The organism is Methylobacterium sp. BTF04 (assembly GCF_010692745.1).
Classification (GTDB): Bacteria; Pseudomonadota; Alphaproteobacteria; order Rhizobiales; family Beijerinckiaceae; genus Methylobacterium.
In genome coordinates, this window is the sequence record NZ_JAAHTB010000011.1 from 63,070 (window position 1) to 87,666 (window position 24,597).

Sequence of the window (24,597 nt, forward strand, 5' to 3'; positions counted from 1 at the left end):
CTCGGTCAGTCCGCCAGCATCGCGGGACGATCGGCGCCCCACATCTTCTCGAGATTGTAGAAGCCGCGCACTTCCGGCCGGAAGATGTGCACGATCACGTCTCCGGCGTCGATCAGCACCCAATCGCAGGCCGGCAGGCCTTCAACGCGGGCAGAGCCGTGGCCCTTGGCCTTCATGTCCTGCAGTATCCGATCGGCGATGGCGCCGACGTGGCGCTGCGAGCGACCCGAGGTGATGATCATGGTGTCGGCAAGCGAGGTGCGGCCCATGAGATCGATGGAGATCGTCTCTTCGGCCTTCATGTCCTCGAGGCAATCGAGCGCGAGGGCCCGGAGGTCGTCGATCTTCCGGTCGACGGCCTCGGCGGAACCGGGTGGTCCCTGGTGGATCGGATCGTTCAGCGTCTCGGTTCCTGCATTTGCCATGGTCATGGGACCGACCGTAGCCTGAATGGCGGCAAAGTGGAATGTGCCTGTCGGCTTTTCGATGGTCGCTCGCCTTTTCAATGGTCGCTTGCCTTTTCGATAGGCGGTTGCCTCACCTCTTGGCTCGCAAGGCCGTCGACGACAGCCCGGAGCGCGGGCCGTGCAGGAAGACCCAGGCCGGCGGGGCCAGGTCGGCGAGCAGGCCAGCATCCGATTCGTCGATGCGCCAGCGGCTGAGGAATCGGGCGGCGCGGGCGTTGGGAGCCTTGAGGGTGAAACCCGGCCTGTCGATGATCGCGATCGGCATCGTCGCGGCGATCTCGGCGAATCCGCGCCAGCGATGGAACGTGGCGAGACTGTCTGCGCCCATGATCCAGACGAAATGCACGGATGGCGCACGGGCGCGCAGATAGCGCAGGCTCTGGCGGGTGTAGCGAACGCCGATATGGCTCTCGAAGTCGGTGACCGCGATGCGCGGGTGGGTGGCGACGTCGCGCGCCGCCGCGATGCGCGCGTCGAGGGAGGCGAGTTCGCCCCGATCTTTCAGCGGGTTGCCGGGGGTCACCATCCACCACACCCGGTCGAGGCGCAGCCGCTTCAAGGCGACGAGGCTGACATGGCGATGGCCGAGATGGGCCGGATTGAACGAGCCGCCATAGAGCCCGATGCGCAGGCCCGGCGCCGAAGGTGGCAGCCGCGCGAGCGCCGGCGCCTCAAGCCGCATCGGCACCATTCGTCGTAGCTACGCCGCCGGGGCGGCGCGTCAAGCGCGGGTCTGCCCGTTCCCGTGGACGCGGTACTTGAACGTGGTCAGCTGTTCGACGCCCACCGGGCCCCGCGCATGCATCCGGCCCGTGGCGATACCGATCTCGGCGCCGAAGCCGAATTCGCCGCCATCGGCGAACTGGGTCGAGGCATTGTGCGCGACGATGGCCGAATCGACCTCCGCCAGAAAGCGCGTGGCCTCGGCCCCATCATCGGTGACGATGGCGTCGGTGTGGTGCGAGCCGTAGGTCTCGATATGGGTGATGGCCGCATCGAGGCCGTTGACCACCCGCACCGCGATGATCGCGTCGAGATATTCGGTGCGCCAGTCGGTCTCGGTGGCCGGGGTGACGCGCATGTCGCTAGCCTGCACCGTTTCGTCCCCGCGCACGGCGCAACCGGCGTCGATCAGCATCGTGACCAGGGGCGCGAGATGCGTCTCCGCACAGGCCCGATCGACCAGGAGGGTCTCGGCGGCGCCGCAGATGCCGGTGCGCCGCATCTTGCTGTTCAGGACGATGGTGCGCGCCATGTCGAGGTCGGCGCCTGCCGCGACGTAGACGTGGCAGATCCCGTCGAGATGGGCGAAGACCGGAACGCGCGCCTCGGCGTGGACTCGCTCCACCAGACCGCGCCCGCCGCGGGGCACGATGACGTCGATGCAGCCTTCGAGGCCGGACAGCATGGCGCCGACGGCGGCCCGGTCGCGGGTCGGGACGATCTGGATCGCATCGGCGGGCAGGTCCGCAGCCTCGAGCCCGGCGCGCATGGCGCGCGCAATGGCCATGGCGGAGCGATGGCTGTCGGAACCCGCCCGCAGGATCGCGGCGTTGCCGGCCTTGAGGCAGAGCGCGCCGGCATCGGCGGTGACGTTGGGCCGGCTTTCGAAGATGACGCCGATCACGCCGAGCGGCACGGCAATCCGCTCGATGAGCAGGCCATTGGGGCGCTCGAAGGCGGCGACCTGACGGCCAACGGGATCGGGCAGCGCACCGATCTTGGCCACCGCATCGGCAATGGCGCCGAGCCGGGCTTCGTCGAGGGTGAGGCGGTCGATCAGCGCCTGGGTCTGGCCGGCGGCGCGGGCCGCCTCGACGTCGCGGGCGTTCTCGGCGAGGATCGTGTCCGCATCCGCCCGCAGGCGCTCCGCGATGGTCCGAAGCGCGATGTCCTTCACCTGTGCCGGAGCGAGGGCGATCCGGCGAGCGGCGGCGCGGGCGCGCCGGCCGATGGCCTGCATCTCCTCGGACAGATCACCGGGAGGGGTGAAGTCGCTTCTCAGGTTCAGAACGGGCACGGCCTTCATCCTTGCGGTCGCTCCAACAGGGACGGGACCGCACACTTCCAACTCCGTCATGCCACGTCGGGATGCGGCAAAACAAGCAGTCGCGACGTCATGGCCGGATGGCTGCCGGCTATTCGCCCACCATCGCGAGGTCGTCGCGGTGCACCATCTCGGCGCGGCCCGGATGGGTGAGCAGGTCTGCGATCTCCCGGCTGGGACGGCCGATGATGCGCAGGGCCTGAACGCTGTCATAGGCGACGAGCCCGCGCCCGAGGGTGCGGCCGGCCGCATCCCGGATGACCACGGCATCGCCGCGCCCGAAGCTCCCGGTGACGCCGGTGACGCCAATCGGCAACAGGCTCGCCCCGCCCTGAAGCGCACGGGCGGCGCCGTCGTCGACCACGAGGATGCCACGCGGCTCCAGCGAGCCGGCGATCCAGGCTTTCCGCGCGGCGACCGGGTTCGAGCCCGAGAGGAACCACGAGCAGCGGCCTCCCCGCAGGATGGTGCGCAGCGGGTTCTTCTCGCGCCCGTCGGCGATGATCATGTGGGTGCCGCCGCTGGCCGCGATCTTGGCGGCCTCGACCTTGGTGCGCATGCCGCCGCGCGACAATTCGGAGGCCGGGCCACCCGCCATCGCCTCGATCTCGGGGGTGATCCGCTCGATGATCGGGAGGTGGCGCGCCTCCGGATCGGTATGCGGGGGTGCGGTGTAGAGCCCGTCGATGTCGGAGAACAGCACCAGGACCTCGGCGCCGATCATCGTGGCGACGCGGGCGGCGAGCCGGTCGTTGTCGCCGTAGCGGATCTCGCTGGTCGCCACGGTATCGTTCTCGTTGACCACCGGCACGGCGCGGACTTCGAGGAGCTTGAGCACGGTGGCCCGCGCGTTGAGGTAGCGCCGGCGCTCCTCGGTATCCTGCGGCGTCACCAGGATCTGGCCGGCCGCGATGCCGTGGTGGCCGAGCGCCTCCGACCAGTGCCGCGCCAGCGCGATCTGCCCGACCGCCGCCGCCGCCTGGCTCTCCTCCAGGCGCAGGGTCCCGGGCGGATAGCCGAGCACGGTGCGCCCCAAGGCGATCGCCCCCGAGGACACCACCAGAACGTCGGCCCCGCGCGCATGGAGGTCGGCGATATCCTCCGCCAGCGCGGCGAGCCAGGCATGGCGCAGCCGCCCGCGGGCTCGGTCGACGAGGAGCGCCGAGCCGACCTTGATGACGATTCGGCGAAAGTCCTGGAGGTCGGGGGTCGCGAGCGTGAGGGTCATCGGTCCAGCGGAAAAACGGGGAGGATGTCGGTTCGGCTGAAATCATCCCCCTTGAAGAGAAGCCGAGCCGTGTTCGACTTGGCGACGGCGTAGGACAGGCAATCACCGAAGTTCAATTGTGCCGGACGACCCCGTCCCTTGCCGAACCGAGCGAAAGCGGAGCAGGCAAGCTCGTACATCGCCGCGTCGAACGCGAGAACCGTCACGGACGGACTGCGGGTGAATCCCAGCAAGAATTCCGCGGCCGTCTCCGGAATTCGGGATTCGAGGACCATTCGCGTCTCGACCAGGGTGGGCGCGCCGACGACGGCCGTGCGGGCGGCGACGACCCGGTTGAAGGCTTCCTCCTCGGGCTCGCACAACGCGATGGCGACAAGGGCCGAGGTGTCGAGCGCGATCATATCGGCAAGCCGAACTCGTCGTACAGGTCGCTATGGTCGGACGTGGCGCCCGGCAGCTTGTTTGCCGCGGCCCGGCGCGCGAGCGCCCGGAGCGCATCGTATTCCAATTGCTGGCTCGGCGTCAGGTCGCTTCGCGGCGGGAGGCGCGATCCGAACTCGCGCAGGGCCCGCACCACGATCTCCGTCACGCTGGTGTCGAGGCGGTCCGCAAAGTCGGACGCGAGGGCATGCGCCTCGTCACTGCGGATGTTGAGCTGTTTCGCCACGCCATCCCCCGATCTGCTAGCTTGGACAACTTCCATGCTAGCACAGAGTTTCGGCGGCGTCTCTCAGGGCTGCCAGGCATCCGCCGGCTGCGCCTCGGCCGCGGCGGCCTTGGCGTCGTCCATCTCGCGGGCGATCGCACGCAGGGCATCCTGCACGCCGAGGCCGGTGGCCGAGGACAGGATCAGCGGCTTCTTCTTCGAGGCGCGCTTGAGCCGGGCGACCTGCTCCTTCAGCGTGTCGGCATCGACGATGTCGGCTTTCGAGAGGGCGACGATCTCGTGCTTCTCGGCCAGATCGTGGCCGTAGGCTTCGAGTTCCTTCCGGACGAGCTTGTAGGTCTTGCCGGCATGCTCGCTGGTGGCTTCGACGAGGTGGAGCAGCACACGGCAGCGCTCCACGTGGGCGAGGAACTTGTCGCCGAGGCCGACGCCGTCATGGGCGCCTTCGATGAGGCCCGGAATGTCGGCCAGGACGAATTCACGCTCGTCCGACCGTACCACGCCGAGGCCCGGATGCAGGGTGGTGAAGGGGTAATCGGCAATCTTGGGACGGGCCGCCGTCACCGTGGCGAGGAAGGTCGACTTGCCGGCGTTGGGCAGACCGACGAGGCCCGCATCGGCGATGAGCTTGAGGCGGAGCCAGATCCACTGCTCGTGGCCCTCGAGACCCGGATTGGCGTGCTTGGGCGCCCGGTTCGTCGAGGTGGTGAAATAGGCGTTGCCGAAGCCACCGTTGCCGCCCTTGGCGAGGCGCACCCGCTGGCCGACATGGGTCATGTCCGCGATCAGGGTCTCGCCGTCGACGGCGATGATCTCGGTGCCGGCGGGGACCTTCAGCACCACGTCGGCGCCGTTGGCGCCGTGGCGGTTCGAGCCCATGCCGTGCTCGCCCTTCTTGGCCTTGAAGTGCTGCTGGTAACGATAGTCGATCAGCGTGTTGAGGCCGTCGACGCACTCGACCCAGACGTCGCCGCCCCGGCCGCCATCGCCGCCGTTGGGACCGCCGAACTCGATGAACTTTTCGCGCCGGAAGGCCACGCATCCGGCACCGCCGTCGCCGGAGCGGACATAGACCTTGGCTTCGTCGAGGAATTTCACGGTGCTGCTCGTCTCATCTGTTCAGGTCGGTTGCCGGGTCGGGCGTGTCCGCCCCACCTTACAGCGTCGGACCCGATATCGTATCCGCTCCGACGCCGCCGGATCTCGTTCTCGCATCGCGAGGTCCGAGGATCGGAATCCCCATCTCGCGACGGTGCTGTTGCGCGCCCGGGCCGGGTCCGACGGGACGTCCCGCCCGTTGCGTCAGGAGCCGGGAATCACCCGACGCCGTGCCGGCATTTCCCGTCGAGGTTCAGGTACTGCACGCTGCGCAGGCCCGCCTCGAACCAGGTCGCGTCGCGCCGTGCCGGATCGTAGGCGTAGATATTGATCGTGATCGCACCATCCGGCGCGGTGAGGGTTGCCGGACTGTCCGAGGCCTCGAACACCCAGGCCGGTCGCGGCGCCTCGGCTCCGAATTCCGTCCGCGTCCCGTCCCTCTCGATCTGGTTCGCCTGCGTGAAGACAGGCGCGACCGCACCCGGCATCATAACGAAGGTGAACCCGACCTTCGGACGACGGCCGACGAAGTCGTAGAATTCGCAATAGAGCGTGGAATCCGCCGCCTTCGTCCGGCGCGCCGTCGGCGTGTCCTCGCCGTTGGCCGCGGACGGTCGGACCTCACCGCGCAGAAAAAACGCGGCCGCGGCACCGCATGCGACCAGCAAGGCGATCAGGGCGAGGATACGCGTCATCACGGTCGCACGGCTCCAGACGACGAAAGGGAGGATGGTTGTCCATCCTCCCCGACGGTCTCTCAAGACGCCGACCGTTCCGTCACCGGATCCGGTCGAGGCAGAATCGGTCCGCTGCTACTCGGCGGCTTCCTGCATCGGCACGACGGTGACGAAAGCGCGACCGCGCTTGGTCATGAACAGCACATGGCCATCGGTCTTGGCGAACAGGGTGTGGTCCGTGCCCATGCCGACATTGGTGCCGGGATGCCATTTGGTGCCGCGCTGGCGCACGATGATGTTGCCGGCGATCACGGCTTCCGAACCGAACTTCTTCACGCCGAGGCGCTGGCCGGCCGAATCACGGCCGTTGCGGGACGAGCCGCCTGCTTTTTTATGGGCCATTGTGGCTTACTCCGAATTCTCTGAGGCTCAGATCAGGCGCTGATGGCGGTGATGCGCACCACGGTGTGGTGCTGGCGATGACCGCGCTTGCGGCGCGAGTTCTGCCGGCGGCGCTTCTTGAAGGCGATGACCTTCGCGTCGCGGCCATGGCTGACGATCTCGCCGGTGACGCTGATGCCCGAGAGCATCGGCACGCCGACCTGAGTGGCGCCGGCTGCGTCGGTGAAGAGCAGCACGTCTCCGAAGGTCACGGCCGAACCGGCCTCGCCCTCGAGGGTGGCGATCGTAATGGTGTCGTTGGCGGCAACGCGATATTGCTTGCCGCCCGTCTTGATGACTGCGAACATCGTTCTCTTTCGTGTTCTCTGCCGGCCTCCGGCGCGCCTCGCGGCGAATCCTGGACCGTCTTCTTGTTCAGGTCATCCGCATCACCGGGTCGAGCCGGGCGCGAACGCGAAACGCGCGGACTTCGTCGAGGAAGCCGCGCGCCGTGCCGGTGGATAGTCGGATCGGCACCGATTTGTCAAACCAGAAGCCGAAGGCCTTGGAAAGTTTTGTGCCCGCTTGAAGGGGCTGAGCGCTACAGTTCCAGCATTAAGCGTGAGGCTGTCAGGGGCGTCATTATACAACATTCGTGAAATAAAATTCATTCAAAATAAATCTTGTTTATCGGCACCCGATACGCCGGCCTCCAATAACAACAGCTTTTTACATTCAAATACCATCGGCCGATCAACCATTGAACATGGATCATCTCGACATAATATCAAAAATCGTATTTTATTTATCAATACTAAAATCGAATCTTACGAAAATCCGCTTAAACCACAGTCTTGTCGTGGGATCCGATCTCACAAAAAGAGCACGATTTTATGCCTGCGCCAATAAAGGCGGCCTCCAAAAAGAAATTGAGATAAAAAATCGTCCAGCTAGTGTTGATTGGCGGCAAATATGCACTCTAATATGGTGCTTGATTAGTCCGAATGGCGCTGAATGACCTCCCCAGCCATCACCGCCACCACCTATTGGACGTCCCGGCGAGTCTTGTTGAAAGGCAACACAGATGTCACAGGGTTTTTGGATGTCCGATGTAATCTGGGACAGTGAAACGAAACGAGATGATTTATCCCGACTGTATAAAATCATATTTTCGAAAATCCCACATGCTGAAAAGATCGATTCGTTAAATGAGTTGTCAAGAATTGCTACTGAAGGTTCATTAGCTGCCGCAATATATATTGCTTCGTATTACGACGCAGGAAAAAAAGTCGAATTCAAAGGCGCTGCATTGCGCTGGCTTAAAATTGCAGCTTCGATGGGCTCGCGTGCAGCAGCCTTTAGAATGGCGGTTGCGCAAATAGAAAGCACCACAGATCGCAACGAAGCTGAATGTTCTCTAAGAAAACTTTCCGAAGCTGGATATCTTCCGGCTAAATTTAGGCTCGCCTCTTATCTTTACCTACGAAATCCCAAAGCAAACAAAACGGAATGCTTAAATCTTCTTCGCTCTGCCTCTGCAGGTGGACATGTTTTTGCGAAAAGAGAATTGGGTAGGATCACGATGATCAGCCCTGCCCGTCCGCTAGACGTTTTTATTGGATTTTCTATCATACTATCATCGATTATTTCTTTTCTTCCAATTCTTATCAAGCTAGCAAAGGGCGACAATTCCTCTGACGAAAAATTATATGGATAGAATATCAAACCTAATTCTCATTTAAGAAATTATAATACTCTATATAAATTGGCTTTACAGATTTTTGAAATTCGTTACTTAAATTTATATCGGAGATTTTGCGGTTTCCAGAATTTATATTAATTTTAATTCATTCGCCGCATTTTTATTATTGCTCATATCCGTAAACATTAAATAGTCTTTTCAGCTACCTCTTCGTCATTCCACCGAGCACATTCCGAAGGATAGCATTGCCAACCTCAGTGCCGACCTTGCGCGCCATCGAGCGCGCGGCATTGCCGATGACCTGCTCGGCAAGGCTCGGCGCCGGGCGACGCCCCTTGGTCGACGGCTTTGTGCCGAGGACGCTGCCGAGCCAGCCACCCATCAGTCCACCCAGACCATTCTCGGAGACAGCCTCCTCGCTCGGGCCCGAATCGAGCCCCTTGCGCTTGGCCAGAATCTCGTAGGCGCTCTCGTTGTCGACGGCTTCGTCGTATTTCCCCCGCAGCGGGCTTTTGGCGATCAGTTCGGCGCGCTCGGCCGGCGTGATCGGGCCGACGCGGCCCTGGGGCGGAGCGATCAGCGCGCGCTCCACCACCGAGGGCGTGCCCTTGGCCTCCAGAAAGCTCACCAGCGCCTCGCCGACGCCGAGTTCGGTGATCGCCTCGGCGACGTCGAAACCGGGATTCTGGCGAAACGTTTCGGCGGCCGCCTTCACCGCGCGCTGGTCCCGCGGCGTGAAGGCCCGCAGGGCATGCTGGACCCGGTTGCCGAGCTGGCCGAGCACCGTTTCCGGCACGTCGAGCGGGTTCTGAGTGACGAAATAGACGCCGACGCCCTTCGAGCGGATCAGGCGCACCACCTGCTCGACGGCATCGAGCAGGGCCTTCGGTGCATCGTCGAACAGCAGGTGCGCCTCGTCGAAGAAGAACACGAGCTTGGGCTTGTCGAGATCGCCCACTTCAGGGAGCTGCTCGAACAGCTCGGACAGCATCCACAGCAGGAAGGCGGCGTAGAGCCGGGGCCGCTGCATCAGCTTGTCGGCGGCCAGGATGTTGATGATGCCGCGCCCGTCGCGATCGGTCTTCATGAAGTCGTTGAGATCGAGGGCCGGCTCGCCGAAGAATTTGTCGGCGCCCTGGTTCTCCAGCATCAGGAGCTGGCGCTGGATCGCGCCGACCGAGGCCGCCGAGACATTGCCGTACTTGCCCGAGATCTCCTTCAGATTCTCGGTGAGGTAGAGCAGCAGCGCGCGCAGGTCCTTGAGGTCGAGGACCGGCCAATGGTTGTCGTCGGCGACCCGAAAGGCGATGTTGAGCACGCCCTCCTGGGTGTCGTTGAGCTCCAGCAGGCGCGCCAGCAGCAGCGGCCCCATCTCGATCACCGTGGCGCGAATCGGGTGACCCTGGTCACCGAACAAATCCCAGAACACCGTGGGGAAGCGGTCGGGCTCGTAGGTGATGCCGAGTTCCTCGGCGCGCTTGACGAAGACCGGCTTCGATTCGCCGGCCGCCGCGAGGCCCGACAGGTCGCCCTTGATGTCGGCGGCGAAGACCGGGACGCCGGCATTGGAGAAGCCTTCGGCCATCACCTGCAGCGTCACCGTCTTGCCGGTGCCCGTGGCCCCCGCCACCAGCCCGTGGCGATTGGCGAGCCGAAGCATCAGTGCCTCCGGCTTGGTACCGCCGCCTTTGAGGATGCTCTTGCCGACCAGGATCGTGCCGTCGCCCTGCATGATCGTCCGCTCCCAACGTCCGGTCGAAACGGGTCGGAAAAGACCCGCCCGTCCGTGTCATCCGGTTATGCCGTCAGGCCGCGGCATTTTCCAGCGTCGCGGTGCGTGGTCTTGATTTCAGCGCGGACAGACCGGAAGGACAGGGTCCCGACTACGCTGGAGCGTTTTGAGATGGACGAGTTGATTGCCCGCGTCACCACCGTGACAGGCCTGGATGCCGCGACAGCGCAGACCGCCATCGGCCACATCCTGGCCTTCCTGCAAAAGGAGGGCCCGGCGACCGAAGTCGCGCAGCTGCTCGCCACAATGCCGGGTTCGGAGACCGCGGTCGCCGCATCGAACGCGGATGAAGGCGGCGGCGGCCTGATGGGCATGCTCGGCGGCATGATGGGCGGCGGCGTCATGGCGCTCGGCCAGAAGCTCATGGCGGCCGGCGTGCCGATGGGCCAGATGCAGCCCCTGGGCAGCGAACTCTTCGCCTATGGCCGCGAGAAGGCCGGCGAGGACGTGATGGGCCCGATCGTCGGCGCGATTCCCGGCCTGAACCAGTTCGTCTGATTTCCTTGCGTTTTTCTTCGGCGGCTACCCATTGGGGAACCGCCGAAGAGACCCCTGCGGGTTTCTACAAACACCTCTCGCACAACGCGAATTCCTGTCATAAAAGCGTGCGCGCTTCGTGATGATGTGACCTCCCGAAGGCGCGAGGCTCAGGGCTCCAACGGGAGCCCGCCTCGCGGTCCCGACAGGCGGATTCGACGATGGTCCCGAACTTCGCGCGAGACGCATCCGCGGCGTGGCTCACCGGCTGGGAGACGCATGTGCAGGCGCCCCTGGCCCGGATGAAACAGAAGCGGGCGGATGCCGGGTTTGCCGGATTGCCGGGCTTCGGCGGGCGCGGCCTGATCCCGCCCGGCGCCGTCCCGATCAAGTTCAAGCCGCGCCTGAAAAAGCCGCTGGCCGCACCGGGCCTCGACCCGAGCCTCGGCCGCATCGGCAACCTCGAAGTGCGGCTGGCGACCTCGGTGTCCGAGATCCGCCGGGCGCAGCGCCTGCGCTACCGTGTGTTCTACGAGGAGATGTCGGCGATCCCCACCGGCATGACCCTGCTGGCCCGCCGCGACATCGACGATTACGACACGGTCTGCGACCACCTCCTCGTCATCGACCACGCCGCCACCGACGCCAAACCGTTCCGGCGCCCGCGCCCAAAGGTGGTGGGCACCTACCGCCTGTTGCGCCAGGACGCGGCCGATCGGCATTTCGGCTTCTACTCGGCGGGCGAATACGACATCGCCCCGTTGCTCGCCGCGCATCCGGGAAAGCGCTTCCTGGAACTCGGCCGCTCCTGCGTGCTCAAGCCCTACCGCACCAAGCGCACGGTGGAGCTGCTTTGGGCCGGCATCTGGGCCTACGTCCAGCATCACCGCATCGACGCGATGCTCGGCTGCGCCAGCCTGGAGGGGACCGACCCGGACCGCCTCGCCCTCCCGTTGAGCTTCCTCCACCACCACGCCCGCGCCCCCGAGAACTGGCGTGCCCGCGCTCTGCCGGAGCGCTACGTCGCCATGGATCGGCTGGCGCGGGAAGCGGTCGACCCGAAGGCCGCGCTGCAATCGCTGCCACCGCTGATCAAGGGGTATCTGCGCGTCGGCGCCACCTTCGGCGACGGGGCGGTGGTGGACCGGCAGTTCGGCACCACCGACGTGCTGGTGGTGCTCCCGGTCTCGGCCATCGCCGCGCGCTACATCGACCATTTCGGCCCGGCCGCGAACCGCCGGGCGGCGTAAGCGCGGCCTCAGGCCTTCGTGTCCGCCATCAGGGCGGCGAGCCCTTCGCGATAAGTCGGATAGGCCAGGTCCACGCCGAGTTCGTCGCGGATCAGCCGGTTCCGTACCCGCTTGTTCTCGCCGTAGAAGCTGCGCGCCATCGGGCTGAGATCGGCGGTCTCGAAGTCGATCTCGGGCGGCAGCGGCAGGCCGGCGAGGTCGGCCGCATGCTCGGTGACGACCTGCGGCGGCGTCGGCTCGTCGTCGGTGACGTTGTAGATCGCGCCGGCGCGCGGGCGAGCGATGGACGCGAGAAGCGTGGTGGCGATGTCATCCACATGGATGCGGTTGAAGACCTGTCCGGCCTTGATGATCCGCTGCGACTTGCCCTCGCGCAGTTTCACGATCGGGTTGCGGCCCGGCCCGTAGATACCCGACAGGCGAAACACCTGCACCGCCTTGCCGGTCTCCGCGCCCAGCGCGAGCCACGCGTTCTCCACGGCGATCCGGCCGTGCGAGCGCCCGCTCGCAGGATTGGGCTGCGTCGTCTCGTCGATCCACGCCCCCTGCTGGTCGCCATAGACCCCGATGGTGGAGAGATAGCCGATCCAGCCGATCCGGCTTTGGACGATCGCGTCGCGGTAGCGGCCGAGCACCGTGTCGCCGTCGCGGCCGGGTGGGGCGGACACCAGCAGAACGTCCGTGTCGGCCAGATCGGCGGCGATCCGTGCGTCGTCCACATCTGGGCCAAAGCCGCGCAGCGCGACGCCGTCGAGCCCGGCGCCTGCCCGCGCCGGATCGGTCACGGTGGCGCGGACCTGGTCGAACTGAGCCGCTGCGCGTTCGACGAAGCGGCGCGCCGTGAAGCCGAGACCGAAGACGAAGAGATTCATGCCGCCGTGTTTCCCGCCTGATCCAAAGCCTCGCGCCACTCGGCCCGGACATCCTCATCCATTTCGCCCAAGGCATGGACGTTGAAAAGACCGCGCAACGCCGCTGTCCCACTGAGACGGCCGAGCGCCCAGACCGCCATGGCGCGGACGAGGGCCGAGGGATCGGACAGGCACCGTTCCGCTTCGGCCGCCAGCGCCGGCTCCCCCGAATTGCCGATGGCGATGAGCACGTTGCGCAGGAAGCGGTCGCGTCCCGTGCGCTTGATCGGCGTGCCGGCGAAGCGGAGCCGGAACGCCGCATCGTCGAGCCGCGCCAGTTCGGCGAGGGGCGGACTGACGAGATCGGCCCGCGCCGCCATGCGCCCCTCCCCCGCCGTGACGGCGAACTTGTTCCAGGGGCAGACCGCCAGGCAATCGTCGCAGCCAAAGATTCGGTTGCCGATCGCTGTCCGAAATTCGCGCCCGATCGGGCCTTCGTGCTCGATGGTGAGGTAGGAGATGCAGCGCCGCGCATTGAGTGCGTAGGGCGCCGGGAAGGCGTTCGTCGGACAGATGTCGAGGCAGCGGCGGCACGAGCCGCAATGGTCGGTCTCGGGATCGTCGGGAGCGAAGTCGGCCGAGGTGTAGATCGCCCCGAGCAGGAGCCAGTTGCCGAGGGTGCGCGAGACCAGCACCGTGTGCTTGCCCTGCCAGCCGAGGCCGGCTGCGGCGGCCAGCGGCTTCTCCATCACCGGGGCGGTGTCGACGAACACCTTCACCCGAACGTCGCCCTTGGCGGAGAGGTAGCCGCCGAGCTCCTTGAGCTTTCCCTTCAAAACATCGTGATAGTCGCGCCGCTGCGCGTAGGCCGCGATGGCGCCGCGGTCGCGCTGCCCGAGCAGGTCGAGGGGGTCGGTCTCGGGGCCGTAATTCATGCCGAGCATGACGACGCTCCGAACCTGCGGCCACAGGGTGAGCGGATCGGCGCGCTGGTCGGCCCGGTCCTCCATCCAGGCCATCCCACCATGATGGCCGGCTGCGAGCCAGGCCGGCAGGCGTTCGACGAGTTCGGGCACGGCATCGGGCCGGGTCACGCGGATCGCATCGAAGCCGAGATGCCGGGCGCGCGCCTCGACCGCACGGCGCAGGTCCTCCCCCGCCAGGATTTTTCGTGGGGGGCGGCGCGGCGTTGGCGAAACGGTCAGAAGTCGAGATCCGCGTAATGGTCCGCCGGCGCCATCCCGGGCACCCGGTCGGCCAGCAGCGTGCGGAAGCACGGGCGCGACTTCACCCGCGCGTACCAGTCGCGTGCGGTCTCGTCCTCGTCCCAGGGCACGTCGCCGAGGTAATCGACGCAGGAGAGATGGGCGGCGGCGGCGAGATCGGCATAGGTCAGATGGTCGCCCGCCAGCCATTTGCGGCGGGACATCAGGTAGCCGATGTACTTGAGGTGATAGCGCACGTTGGTGCGCGCCGCCCGGATGGCGTTCATGTCCGGCGGCCCGCCACCGGCGGCGCTGTTCATGAAGCGCTTCGAGATCTTCTCGGTGACGAGGTACGCCGTCACCTCGGCGTCGAACTTCACCAGGAACCAGTCGAGCAGGCGCCGCACCTCGACCCGGCCCGCCGTGGTCTCGGGCAGGAGCCGGCGGCCGGAGAGGCCGAGGCCGCGGGTTTCGTCGAGATATTCCGCGATGATGCCGGCCCCTGGCACCGCGAGACCCGATTGCTCCACCAGCACCGGGGTCGTGCCGGCGGGGTTGATGATCAGGAAAGCGTCGCGCCGCTCCCACGGCCGCTCCTCCACGAGGGCGGGCTCCATGCCCATCTCGGCGAGCACGAGACGGATGAAGCGCGAATGCGGACAGAAGGAGGAGTGGTGGAGCGTCGCCATCGAGGCCGTTTCAAACGGGGGAAAGTGCCGAGGGCGAGACGCGTCGAAGCCCCTCGGAGAGGGTCGGCGGATAAGCTTTATTGCCCGATCGTTGCCGCCTCATTAACACGCTCGATCGAGTGCGGTAACCGTCCGTCAATCCTGATCGGCGAAAGCTGCGGCCCGGACGTTGCAGGATCGGCGCGTCCCGGCCCCCGAACAATCCGAATCGTCGAGGCGATGACATGATGGATGCGATGAGCATCGCGAAGGCGGTCGTGCTCGCCGTGGTCGAAGGCGCCACGGAGTTCATACCGGTCTCCTCCACGGGACATCAGTTGCTGGTCGGCCACTTCATCGGCTTCCAGTCTCCCAACAACACCTTCGAGGTGCTGATCCAGCTTGGCGCGATCCTGGCGATCCTGGCGGTCTACTTCAAACGACTCGTCGGCATCGCGACCGCGCTGCCGAGCGATCCGAATGCGCGGCGGTTCGTGGCCGGCATCCTGCTCGCGTTCCTGCCGGCGGCGATCATCGGCGGCCTGTTCTCGAAATACATCAAATACTACCTCTTCAATCCGTGGATCGTGTGCGCGACCCTGGTGGCCGGCGGCATCGTCCTTCTGGTGCTCGACGAGACCGATCTCGATACCCGGAAGCACGACGTCTACGACTTCACCCTTCCGATGGATTTCAAGATCGGCCTGTTCCAGTGCCTGGCGATGATCCCCGGCGTGTCGCGCTCGGGTGCCACCATCGTCGGCGCGATGCTGATGGGCGCCGACAAGCGCTCGGCCACCGAATTCTCGTTCTACCTCGCGATCCCGACCATGGCCGGCGCCTTCGCCAAGGATCTGCTCGACAACTACAAGAACCTCTCGAAGGACGATGCCGGCCTGATCGTGATCGGCTTCATCGTGGCCTTCGTCTCGGCGCTGATCGTGGTCCGCACGGTGCTCGACTACGTCTCCGCCCACGGCTTCCGGCTGTTCGCGTGGTGGCGCATCATCGTCGGCTCCCTGGGCTTCGCCGGCTTGATCATCCTCGGATAGGCGGGACAGCGGCATCGCTCCGTTCTCCACGGCATAGGGGGCGAACGCAGGCTCGATGCGGTGGCGTCGCTTTCCGCCGGGACCTGGATGCAAAATACGCTTTCCCGGGGCAATTGCCTCGGGAAGCCTCGCCGTGCGAGGGCTTTTCCGGAGACAGATCGCCGATCCGCACAGGGTCGGTGCCATGACCGCGAAGGCCTGACCGATGGAAGACCGCCCCCTCGCCGACCTGTTTCCGCCGGCGACCCGCGAGCGCTGGCTCGGCCTCGTCGACGGCGTCCTGAAGGGTGCGGATTTCGAGAAGCGGCTGGTGGGCAAGACCGCCGACGGGCTGCGGATCGAACCGCTCTACGACGCCGCCGAACCGGTCGCGCAGCCGATGCGCGCGCCGGGCCCCTGGCGCATCGCCCAGCGCGTCGATCATCCCGACGCCGGCACTGCCCGGACGCTCGCCATGGCCGACCTCGAAGGCGGGGCCGACGCGCTCACCCTGGTCTTCAACGGCGCCCCGACCGCGCGCGGCTTCGGCCTCGACGTCGCGGATGCCTCGGCCCTCGACACGGCGTTGGACGGCGTGATGCTGTCGCTCATCGCCATCCGCATCGACGCGGGTGGACACGGCCTGCAGGCCGCCGCCGCCATCAAGGCGCTGGCCGCGGCACGCAGCGAGCCCCTGAGCGGGCTCGACCTCGATCTTGGTCTCGATCCGATCGGCACCTTCGCGGCCACCGGCACACTCGGCGCGGATTTCGGCGCGGCCCTCGCCCGCACGCTCACCGAGTTCGACGCCGACGGCTTTTCCGGGCGGGCCTGTCTCGCCGACGGACGGCCCTACCACGCGGGCGGTGCGAGCGAGGGCGCCGAACTCGCCGCGGTGCTCGCCACCGCTGTGGCCTATCTGCGCGCCCTGGAGGCCGGGGGCCACGATCTCGGCCGCGCCCGCGATGCCATTGCGGTGCTGCTGGTGGCCGATACCGACGAATTCCTCACCATCGCCAAGTTCCGCGCCATGCGCCGGCTCTGGGCTCGCGTGGAGGCAGCCTGCGGCCTCGATCCGAAGCCCCTGCGGCTGCATGCCGAGACCGCATGGCGGATGATGAACCGCCGCGACCCCTTCGTGAACATCCTGCGCACCTCCATGGCCGCGTGCTCGGCCGGGCTCGGCGGTGCCGATAGCGTCACCGCCCTGCCCTACACGGCGGCCCTCGGCCTCGCCGATGCCTTCGCCCGGCGCGTGGCGCGCAACAGCCAGATCGTGCTCATCGAGGAATCGAACCTCGCCCGCGTCGCCGATCCGGCGGCGGGTGCCGGCAGCTTCGAGACCTTGACGCAGCAGCTCACCGACACCGCCTGGGCCGCCTTCCAGGCGATCGAGCGCGAAGGCGGCATCGTCGCCAGCCTGCGTGCCGGGCAAGTCCAGACCGACATCGCCGCGACACGGGCGACACGCGCCAAGGACGTCGCCACCCGGCGCGAAGCTCTCACCGGCGCCAGCGAGTTCCCCTTCCTGGCGGAGAAGCCCGTCACCGTTCTCGACGTGCCGCCCGTGGATGCACCGCCGGTGCCCTTTACCGGTGGAGAGACCTGGACCTGCGCGGCGCTGCCCGCGCACCGGCTCGCCGAGCCCTACGAGGCCCTGCGCGACGCCTCCGACGCGTATCTGGCGAAGGCGGGGCGCCGCCCGGCGGTGTTCCTCGCCAATCTCGGTGCGGTCGCGGTGTTCAACGCACGCTCGACATTCGCCGCCAACGCCTTCGCGGCGGGCGGTATCGAGGCGGTGAACGAGGACGGCTTCACCGAGGCGGCGGCGCTCGCCGAGGCCTTCAAGCACTCCGGCGCGCGCATCGCCTGCCTGTGCTCGGCCGATTCGGTCTATGCGACGCACGCCGTGTCGGCGGCCGAAGCCCTCAAAGCGGCGGGTGCCGACACGATCTACCTCGCCGGCAAGCCGGGCGACCTCGCCGCGCCGCTGGAAGCGGCCGGTGTCGCGGCCTATCTCTACGCCGGCTGCGACCTGCTGGCGCTCCTCGACCAAGCCTTGGGGCGGGCGACCCACTCGTGAGGGCAACCGATCGGTCGGCTCGCGAGTTTCAACGGCCAGCCCCGCTTCCATCGAACGGATCACCATGAGAGCCGCGATCGTCGTCGCAACATCCTTAAGCCTGCTGGCCCTCACTATGGGTGGGGCGGACGCCGCCAAGAAGAAGGTCCAGGTTCCCAATCGCTACGATGGATCGTGGAGCATCGAAGTCGTCACCATGGACGGGCCCTGCGACCGCGCCTACCGGTACGGCGTCCAGATTCGGAAGGGTGAGGCGAGCTATGCCGGCGGCGAGTTCAACATCGCCGGGCGCGTCTCCAATTCCGGTGCGGTGCGCGCCGTGATCAGCCGCGGGTCCGACAGCGCCGACGTGGTCGGACGCCTCGGACTCCAGGGCACTGGGGGCGGCACCTGGAACACGACCGGATTGATCGCCTGCAGCGGCCGCTGGAACGCAGAGCGGCGCGGCTGACCGGCTGAAACCTGTGCCCGGCCGGACACAGGTGACAGGCACCTGACAATACGGCGACACGGTGCAGCGATGCGCCCTGTTCCGAACGAAATCCTCGGTAAATACTGCGTGCGAATCGGGATTGATTTCGTACGGAGCTTCGCACGATGAAGGCCTTGTTGCTCGGCGCGCTCGTCATGACCCTCGGCATCGGTACGGCCGACGCGGCAGGCCGTTCTCCCACCGACCCGCATGCCGTGATGACGCCGCTCGTTGAGGCAGCGACCGAGTGTTTCGCCGACACGGTGATGGCCAATCCCGCCGCCATGGGGCACGCCCGGGCCGGACGCTGGTATGAGGCCGCGGGAATCATCGGCTTTCTGTGCCGGCCGGAAGTCGATGCCATGATCGTGGCCCATGACCATCTCTTCGGCCGAGGCAGCGGCAACCGCTATTTTAAGACCGCCTATACGCGCCACCTCGGGCAGGAACTCGCCGCCCGGCTTCAGCCGATGCTGGAGCGCAAGGCGGTGGCGAGCGCAGAGCCTCCGGTGGAGAAGGCCTCGCTCAACGACCCCGACAAGCCGGCCGAGTAAGGGGCGCCGGACACTCCGGACATAAAACCTTAACGGACGCAAAGGTACGGTCGACGCATCGCCGTAACGTTGCCGGTAGGGGAGCCGCCCATGCTCGACGCCTCCGCAGCGGAACTGGAGAGGCCGATCACACCGGACGCTATCCTGTGTGCGGTGCCGACGTCCGACATGGCCCTGGACATCCGGGATCGAGAGGCCGCCGCGACCATCGCGCGTCTCGAAGCGCGGCTCGCCGAGCAGGCGATGGCCCTGGCCCACAGTGCGAAGATTTTCGAGCGCGCATCGGCCCTGGCGCGCATCGGCGTCTGGGAATGCAGTCTGCCCGACGAGACACTGACCTGGACCGGCGGCGTCTACGATCTCTTCGACATCCCGCGCGGCACGCCCATCGACCGAGCCCAGACGCTGAAATCGTATTCCGAAGAGTCGCGGCTCATTCTCGACGCCCTGCGGAGCCAGGCGATCGCCGAGCGCAGCGGCTTCCAATTCGATGCCGAGATCATCACCGCGACTGGGCGCCGCCGCTGGATGCGGCTGACGGCGACGGTGGAATGCGAGGGCGACGTGCCCGTGCGCATCTTCGGGATGAAGCAGGACATCACCGACGAGAAGATTCTCGGCGACCGGATGCGCTATCTCGCCGAATTCGACGTGATGACGGGATTGCCCAATCGCAGCGTGTTCCAGACCCGTCTCGCGGCCTTCGACGCGGGCGGCGGCGGCACGCTCCTGCTCGTCGACCTCGATGGGTTCAAGCAGATCAACGACACCTTCGGGCATGCGCTGGGCGACGATTGCCTCAAGGACGCGTCCGCACGCCTGCGCACGGTCTGCGCCGAGGCCGATCTCGTGGCCCGCATCGGCGGCGACGAGTTCGCCGTGGTGCTCAGCGCGTCCGTCGATGCACGGGCCTGCGAAACACTGGCGGAGACCATTGTCGCGGCCCTGAAATGGCCGGTGGAACGCGGCGGCCGGAGGCTCGTCCTCGGCGCCTCCGTCGGAATCGCGCGGGCGGATGCCTGCAGCGCATCCGAACTGTTCACACGCGCCGACACGGCCCTGTATGCCGCCAAGGCCGCGGGCCGGAACACGTTTCGGACGTTCGTCGCACCGGCTCAGCCCGCGGCATCGGGCGGCTCATGGCAATCAGACCGCGACGGGCTCCGGCGCGGCACCGGCCCGCAGACCTTCCACCGCATCGAGCCCGCCCCCCGGCTCGGGTCCGAGTAGCGCCGCCACCAAAGCATCGATGCGCGCCGCGACACCGTCGGCCCGCAGGACCTTTCTCACGAGAGCGCGTGCCTTCTGGAATGTCGCCCCAGCGGGAATTGCCACGCCGCCAGCGATGCGCTCAGCCGCCTCCCCTGCCGTCGCCAGCGCGGAATGCGCCTCCGAACGCGGGTCGAAGAGCGGTATCGGCAGGGTGAACATCAGCTTGTCGAAGTCGCGGGCGCCTTGCTCGCCGCGGCTTTGGAGTGGCGCAATGCGCGCGCGGACGGTTTCGCTGTTGAGGATCGCCACGAGATAATAGGCTTCGGCGTTTGATTCGATGCTGGCCCAATAGAGTTTATGATCGATCACACCCTCTAAATTTTGAATGATACAGGCAGCAGGTAAAATTCCTGCCTTCGAGAATACTACTCGTCTGGTTGAAAGCGGAAATTGAGAAGATAGCTTATTATAATGATCGATTTGCTTTTTGAAGGTTTTATTCCCTGCGCCAAAGCGCTTCCAAAGCGCTTCCGAGGCGTCGAGCCATTTCGCCAAGCTCGGAAAGCCGCGATCGCGCGCTTGCTCCGCCGACAGAACCGTTCCGTCCTGTAATGTCGGCACGACCCCTTCCGAGGATTCGAGAACGCGAAATGGCGCGATTGATTCCCCAAGGTATACGGGTTGTAGGAACGCAGATTCGATCGCGCCACGCAGTGGCGCAACGGTTTTCCAAACGCCTTTGCGCTCACGCTCTTCACTGCACACGATCGGTGATGTCGAACTCGTTCCCATTTTCGGAACGCTGACGCGCGTCACCAAGCATAGCGTTCTTGGATACAGCGTGGCGCCGTTCCGGAAGGTACCTCGATACGGCGACACCGCCGCGAAGTTCGCGGCGGTCGGTGCATCTGCCGCAACCTGAGTCAGATGGCGGTCGGCCAGATCTTCCGGTGCATCCTTGAACGGCAGACGGCCGGCAAAGGCGGTGATCCGGGCCGGCGTGGGATGGGGCGCGCCATCGGTGACATCGGCGAAGAGTACGCAGGTCGGCACCCGGAACAGCGGCGAGATCGCTTGGTTGTCGAGCACCCATCCCTCGGTGAAGGCGACACTCAGGCCGGTCCAGTCGCCGGTGCGGAAGGCGCGGAACTGGCCCCGACTAAGAGCCGCGAGCGGCAGCACCATGGCCACACGTCCGCCGGGACGCTGCCCCGTGGGTGCGCGGGCATAGAGTTCGGCTGCACGGGCGAAGAACAGCGCCGACAGGTCGGTCTGAGTGACCAGGCGCCCCTCCTCGGGGCCGACCCAGATGCCGAGGCGCCGCGCCGTCTCCCGGAAGCGCCCCTGCATGGCTGTCGCCATGAACCGGTAGGACAGCCAGGGCGGATTGCCGATGACCACGTCGACGCGGGCCCCATCGGACAGCGCCACCGGCCGACTGAGATTGCGTGCGAAGAAGCCCCAAACATGGTCACGTCCGGCACGGCGCAGGCGGTCGTAGGTTGCGAAGGTGATGCGCAGGGTCTCGATCTGATCGGGCGGTACCCCGAGGCCGGGCAGGCTGCGGGCGAAGGTCGCTGCGCTGCGCCCCGCCTCGCTCGCATCGTGCATGGCCGTGACGACGCCGTCGAACAGCGCCGGATCAGCGCAGAGCCCGAGCGGGAAGCGCAAGGTCGGTGCGCCCTTCTTACCCTCGCGCGGATCGCGCGGCACCTCGATGACGAGATCGCTCTCGAATGCGTCGCGCTTGACGTTCCACTGTAGCGCGTCGCCCAGATAGACCGGCAGCGAGATGTCGCCCGCCCGTCCGGGCAGCGCCTCACCGAGGGCCAGAAGGTAGGTGACCCGTGCGAAGATCGCCGCCACCGGATGCACGTCGAAACCGCTGACGGAGGCGCAGCAGCGCGCCGCGACCTCGCCCAGAGGCACCCCGGCTGCGACCAGGGCTTCCCGCTTCAGACGCACCGCGTGGAACAGAAAGCTGCCCGACCCGCAGGCCGGATCGAGGCAGCTCTGCTCGGCCGGCGCATCGAGGGCGCGTCGCACGACCTTCCGGGCGAGCCAGTCGGGCGTGTAATACTCACCGAGATCGTGCCGTTGCTCGGGATCGATCAGGGATTCGTACAAGACCTTGAGCAGGTCGACGTCGACGCTGCCGAGGTCGAATCGGGCCGCGTGCGCGGCGAGCCGCGCCACCACCGCCTCGCCGCCCGGAGCCTCCAGAATCCAGCCGAAGAAATCGGTCTCCACCGCCCCGTGCACACCAGCCTCGTGGAAATGCCGGCCGGAGAGGAGATCGGCGGGCGAGCATTCCGCCGTGCCCATCGCCCCGGCGGCGATCGCCTTGGCCAGGATGACCAGATAGGTGTGCTGGAGCCACAGCGTATCGTCGTCGATGGCCTTGCCGTAGACGAAGCCGAGATGGCGCGACCAGAGTTGGCGCTTCAGCACGGCCTCGGGATCGTCGGCCACGGTATCCCAGGCTTCGGCGAGGAGGCCAAGCGTGCGCGCGAAGGCAACGCTCTGGCGGCCGAGTTCATGGGTGATCCCATCGGCATCGGCAGGCAGCCAGTCGCGTACTGCGATGACACCCTCGAGCCAGGCGGTGAGCTTGCGGGAATCGACCGCGCGCACCGCATGCTCGCTTAGCCGTACCAGCGCGCCGTCGCGCATCTCGTAGGCGATGAAGGTCGCGCCATCGGTGGCGAGCCCGACATAGCGCTGGGCGGTGGCGCGTTCGCGCTCGGGCAGGTAGCGGGCCAATTGGACCTCGGCCGCGGGCCCCTCACGGCGCAGATCGGACTTGATCTCGATGACCGTCCGGCCGAGGAGCGCATCCACGCGGCCGTTAACCTCAGGTATTTTTCTTTCAAATGCGATCTGCTCGCTGCGGGCTCCCAGCGCGTCGGTCAGAAGACGGTACAGCAGAGCGCGGACCTTCTCATGCCCCGGGCGAACCGCTAATTCAGCTACGATAGCGCCCAGAACGTCGTCTTCGATCGGCATCGGCTCTCCCGCTTGAGGGAAGCCAGATAACATTACCTCAGGTTGTTTATCAATCGCCCGATCGCGGCTGTCGTCTTCGGGATCCGGGCCGCGCGTCAGCCCGACGGCAGGCTAAAATTCGGCCAGCCATGCTGCCAATTTGTGCATGAAGCGACGCGGCCGACAAGGTTTCTTCAATCATACTAAGGCTATTCATGACAGGTAGCCCCACCGGCCGAAGCAACTTTTTTGCAAATCGAAGCTTCTGGCGGCGTGCTGGCGTGGCACCTCCGAGAATGAGTCCTCCGTGGCCAAGATGAGTACCTTCGCGATGTTCCGGACGATCGGCGGATCACGGCGGGATGCCGATCGGCCGCCGACGACGGTTCCGCAGGATATCGGGTCCGTCCTCGCCTTCCTCAACGCGGTCGCGCGGGCCTGCGCCGCAGCGCCGACGCCCGAGGCCGCGACCCGCGACTGCCTCGCGATCGTCGCCGGCTTCACAGGGTGGCCGATCGCGCATGCCTACCGGCGCCTCGCCGACGGCAGCGGCGGCATGACCTCGATGCGCGCGTGGTACCTCGCCCCGTCCGACGTCGTGCGACAGGCCGACGCCTTCGTGGCGGCCTCCGAGAGCGTCGTCTTCGCGCCCGGCCAGGGCCTCGTCGGCCGCGTCGCGTCTGGGGGCAAACCGATCTCGTGCGAAGACGTCACCGTCCTTCCCGGGTTCGTCCGGGCGGCCACGGCCCGCGAGAACGGGGTGCGCGGCTGTTTCATGTTTCCGGTCTGCCTCGGCGACACCGTGGAGATCGTGCTGGAGTTCTTTTCGCGGGAGACCGCCGAACTCAAGCCCGACCTCCTCGAGCTCATGGCCTATGTCGCCGACCGCCTCACGCTCGCCCTCACGGAGCACGCGCAGCGGACCCGCGTCGATGCGCTGATGCGCGCCCTCGACGGTATCGCCCACCAGCTCGCCGGCACGACCGTGCAGGTGGAAGCAGGCGCCCAGGCGGTGCTGAGCGTGGCGGAAACCGTCGATGCGCGCCGCACGCAGGTGGACCGGGCCAATTCCGACGCCGCGCGCGACATCGCGCAGGTGGCGCGGTCGGCCCAGGATCTCGTGGTGCTGTCGCGTGAGGCCGGCAGCCATGCCGAGCGGGTCGGGACCATCGCGGGTGGGTCGGCCGCCATCCTCGACGAAGCCGTGGGGGTGTTCACGGATCTGCAGGCCAAGATCGCCGGCGTCGGCCAGATCAGCGAATTGATCGGCGTGATCGCGAACCAGACCAACCTGCTGGCCCTCAATGCGACGATCGAGGCGGCCCGCGCCGGACCGGCCGGGCGTGGCTTCGCCGTGGTGGCGGGCGAGGTCAAGGCGCTGTCGAGCCGCGTCACGCAGGCCACCGCCGAGATCACCACGCAGGTCGATCTGCTCCGGCAGGTCGCCGCCCGGTCCACCGCCTCGCTGTCGCGGGTGCGCGGCGAGATCGAGACCGTGCAGACCACCGCCGCCGACATCACCCGGGTGAGCGCGTCGCATCAGGACGCCGCCCGCGGCATCGCCGATGGAGTGGCGCGCGCCAGCACCACGATGGCGCAGGCGACGCTTCACCTCGACGCCCTGCGGGCCACCACCGCCGAAGCGCTGGCCTCATCGCAGACTCTGGGGGAGACCTCGGCGCAGTTGCGGGATCAGGGACACAATCTGGGGCAGGCGACGCGGCAATTGACCCTGTCGGCCCGCTAAGCG

24 protein-coding genes are annotated in these 24,597 nt (G+C 66.5%); 9 read left to right on the plus strand and 15 right to left on the minus strand.

Annotated elements, in window-relative coordinates:
• Window positions 1-5 precede the first annotated feature (5 nt).
• The 10 genes from rsfS to rplU all read right to left on the minus strand — a co-directional run bounded on the left by rsfS (window position 6) and on the right by rplU (window position 6,933).
• The gene (gene rsfS, locus G3T14_RS09170) at window positions 6-431 is read right to left on the minus strand and encodes a ribosome silencing factor (RefSeq protein ID WP_163641979.1); all 426 of its coding nucleotides are present in this window, start codon (window positions 429-431) and stop codon (window positions 6-8) included.
• A 106-nt stretch (window positions 432-537) separates the two neighbouring features.
• The gene (locus G3T14_RS09175) at window positions 538-1,149 is read right to left on the minus strand and encodes a nicotinate-nucleotide adenylyltransferase (RefSeq protein WP_163641980.1); all 612 of its coding nucleotides are present in this window, start codon (window positions 1,147-1,149) and stop codon (window positions 538-540) included.
• A gap of 39 nt (window positions 1,150-1,188) precedes the next feature.
• Entirely contained in the window at window positions 1,189-2,487 is a 1,299-nt protein-coding gene (locus tag G3T14_RS09180) for a glutamate-5-semialdehyde dehydrogenase (protein WP_163641981.1), read from the minus strand.
• A 118-nt stretch (window positions 2,488-2,605) separates the two neighbouring features.
• The gene (proB, locus tag G3T14_RS09185; protein WP_163641982.1) at window positions 2,606-3,742 is read right to left on the minus strand and encodes a glutamate 5-kinase; all 1,137 of its coding nucleotides are present in this window, start codon (window positions 3,740-3,742) and stop codon (window positions 2,606-2,608) included.
• On the minus strand, window positions 3,739-4,143 hold the full coding sequence (locus G3T14_RS09190) for a type II toxin-antitoxin system VapC family toxin (protein WP_163641983.1): 405 nt from the start codon (window positions 4,141-4,143) through the stop codon (window positions 3,739-3,741). Before G3T14_RS09190 ends, proB begins: the two co-directional genes overlap by 4 nt.
• Window positions 4,140-4,409 carry a type II toxin-antitoxin system VapB family antitoxin gene (locus tag G3T14_RS09195; protein WP_163641984.1) on the minus strand — a complete coding sequence of 90 codons (270 nt, stop codon included), beginning with the start codon at window positions 4,407-4,409 and terminating at the stop codon, window positions 4,140-4,142. The genes G3T14_RS09190 and G3T14_RS09195 overlap by 4 nt, the downstream gene beginning before the upstream one ends.
• A gap of 63 nt (window positions 4,410-4,472) precedes the next feature.
• Window positions 4,473-5,507 carry a GTPase ObgE gene (gene obgE / locus G3T14_RS09200; RefSeq protein WP_163641985.1) on the minus strand — a complete coding sequence of 345 codons (1,035 nt, stop codon included), beginning with the start codon at window positions 5,505-5,507 and terminating at the stop codon, window positions 4,473-4,475.
• Between the two features lie 218 nt (window positions 5,508-5,725).
• Entirely contained in the window at window positions 5,726-6,202 is a 477-nt protein-coding gene (locus tag G3T14_RS09205) for a hypothetical protein (RefSeq protein WP_163642069.1), read from the minus strand.
• 117 nt (window positions 6,203-6,319) lie between these two features.
• The gene (gene rpmA / locus G3T14_RS09210) at window positions 6,320-6,586 is read right to left on the minus strand and encodes a 50S ribosomal protein L27 (protein ID WP_163641986.1); all 267 of its coding nucleotides are present in this window, start codon (window positions 6,584-6,586) and stop codon (window positions 6,320-6,322) included.
• 32 nt (window positions 6,587-6,618) lie between these two features.
• Window positions 6,619-6,933 (minus strand): 50S ribosomal protein L21, encoded by a 315-nt coding sequence (gene rplU / locus G3T14_RS09215; protein ID WP_163641987.1) that lies wholly within the window; start codon window positions 6,931-6,933, stop codon window positions 6,619-6,621.
• A 734-nt stretch (window positions 6,934-7,667) separates the two neighbouring features.
• Here rplU and G3T14_RS09220 point away from each other — a divergent pair.
• Window positions 7,668-8,282, plus strand: coding sequence for a hypothetical protein (locus G3T14_RS09220; protein WP_163641988.1), 615 nt, complete (start codon window positions 7,668-7,670; stop codon window positions 8,280-8,282).
• A gap of 187 nt (window positions 8,283-8,469) precedes the next feature.
• Here G3T14_RS09220 and G3T14_RS09225 read toward each other — a convergent pair whose 3' ends face one another.
• Window positions 8,470-9,999 (minus strand): helicase HerA-like domain-containing protein, encoded by a 1,530-nt coding sequence (locus G3T14_RS09225; protein ID WP_163641989.1) that lies wholly within the window; start codon window positions 9,997-9,999, stop codon window positions 8,470-8,472.
• 171 nt (window positions 10,000-10,170) lie between these two features.
• On the opposite strand from G3T14_RS09225, the gene G3T14_RS09230 reads away from it, so the two are divergent.
• Window positions 10,171-10,557, plus strand: coding sequence for a DUF2267 domain-containing protein (locus G3T14_RS09230; RefSeq protein WP_163641990.1), 387 nt, complete (start codon window positions 10,171-10,173; stop codon window positions 10,555-10,557).
• 200 nt (window positions 10,558-10,757) lie between these two features.
• Entirely contained in the window at window positions 10,758-11,786 is a 1,029-nt protein-coding gene (locus tag G3T14_RS09235) for a GNAT family N-acetyltransferase (protein ID WP_163641991.1), read from the plus strand.
• Window positions 11,787-11,794: 8 nt separating this feature from the next.
• On the opposite strand, the gene G3T14_RS09240 is transcribed toward G3T14_RS09235, so the two are convergent.
• Genes G3T14_RS09240 through G3T14_RS09250 form a run of 3 tightly spaced genes read right to left on the minus strand, consistent with a single transcriptional unit; the run spans window position 11,795 to window position 14,531 of the window.
• Window positions 11,795-12,658 carry an SDR family oxidoreductase gene (locus G3T14_RS09240; protein ID WP_163641992.1) on the minus strand — a complete coding sequence of 288 codons (864 nt, stop codon included), beginning with the start codon at window positions 12,656-12,658 and terminating at the stop codon, window positions 11,795-11,797.
• The gene (queG, locus tag G3T14_RS09245; protein WP_163642071.1) at window positions 12,655-13,785 is read right to left on the minus strand and encodes a tRNA epoxyqueuosine(34) reductase QueG; all 1,131 of its coding nucleotides are present in this window, start codon (window positions 13,783-13,785) and stop codon (window positions 12,655-12,657) included. Before queG ends, G3T14_RS09240 begins: the two co-directional genes overlap by 4 nt.
• 53 nt (window positions 13,786-13,838) lie before the next feature.
• A complete protein-coding gene (locus tag G3T14_RS09250; protein ID WP_163641993.1) occupies window positions 13,839-14,531 on the minus strand; it encodes a glutathione S-transferase family protein in 693 nt (230 codons plus the stop codon).
• A gap of 227 nt (window positions 14,532-14,758) precedes the next feature.
• Between G3T14_RS09250 and G3T14_RS09255 the strand changes: the two genes are divergently transcribed.
• From G3T14_RS09255 to G3T14_RS09275, 5 genes are all read left to right on the plus strand, one after another.
• Window positions 14,759-15,562, plus strand: a complete 804-nt coding sequence (locus G3T14_RS09255; protein ID WP_163642073.1) for an undecaprenyl-diphosphate phosphatase — start codon at window positions 14,759-14,761, stop codon at window positions 15,560-15,562.
• Window positions 15,563-15,767: 205 nt separating this feature from the next.
• Window positions 15,768-17,624 (plus strand): methylmalonyl-CoA mutase subunit beta, encoded by a 1,857-nt coding sequence (locus G3T14_RS09260; RefSeq protein WP_163641994.1) that lies wholly within the window; start codon window positions 15,768-15,770, stop codon window positions 17,622-17,624.
• Window positions 17,625-17,688: 64 nt separating this feature from the next.
• Window positions 17,689-18,075: a hypothetical protein gene (locus G3T14_RS09265; protein WP_163641995.1), complete on the plus strand. Its 387-nt coding sequence runs from the start codon at window positions 17,689-17,691 to the stop codon at window positions 18,073-18,075.
• 176 nt (window positions 18,076-18,251) lie between these two features.
• A complete protein-coding gene (locus G3T14_RS09270) occupies window positions 18,252-18,650 on the plus strand; it encodes a hypothetical protein (RefSeq protein ID WP_246733149.1) in 399 nt (132 codons plus the stop codon).
• 90 nt (window positions 18,651-18,740) lie between these two features.
• The gene (locus tag G3T14_RS09275; protein WP_348645244.1) at window positions 18,741-19,880 is read left to right on the plus strand and encodes a sensor domain-containing diguanylate cyclase; all 1,140 of its coding nucleotides are present in this window, start codon (window positions 18,741-18,743) and stop codon (window positions 19,878-19,880) included.
• On the opposite strand, the gene G3T14_RS09280 is transcribed toward G3T14_RS09275, so the two are convergent.
• Complete coding sequence (locus tag G3T14_RS09280; protein ID WP_348645245.1) at window positions 19,797-22,703, minus strand: N-6 DNA methylase; 2,907 nt, start codon at window positions 22,701-22,703, stop codon at window positions 19,797-19,799. The genes G3T14_RS09275 and G3T14_RS09280 overlap by 84 nt on opposite strands.
• A 460-nt stretch (window positions 22,704-23,163) precedes the next feature.
• Between G3T14_RS09280 and G3T14_RS09285 the strand changes: the two genes are divergently transcribed.
• Window positions 23,164-24,594, plus strand: a complete 1,431-nt coding sequence (locus tag G3T14_RS09285; protein WP_246733151.1) for a methyl-accepting chemotaxis protein — start codon at window positions 23,164-23,166, stop codon at window positions 24,592-24,594.
• Window positions 24,595-24,597: the final 3 nt, after the last annotated feature.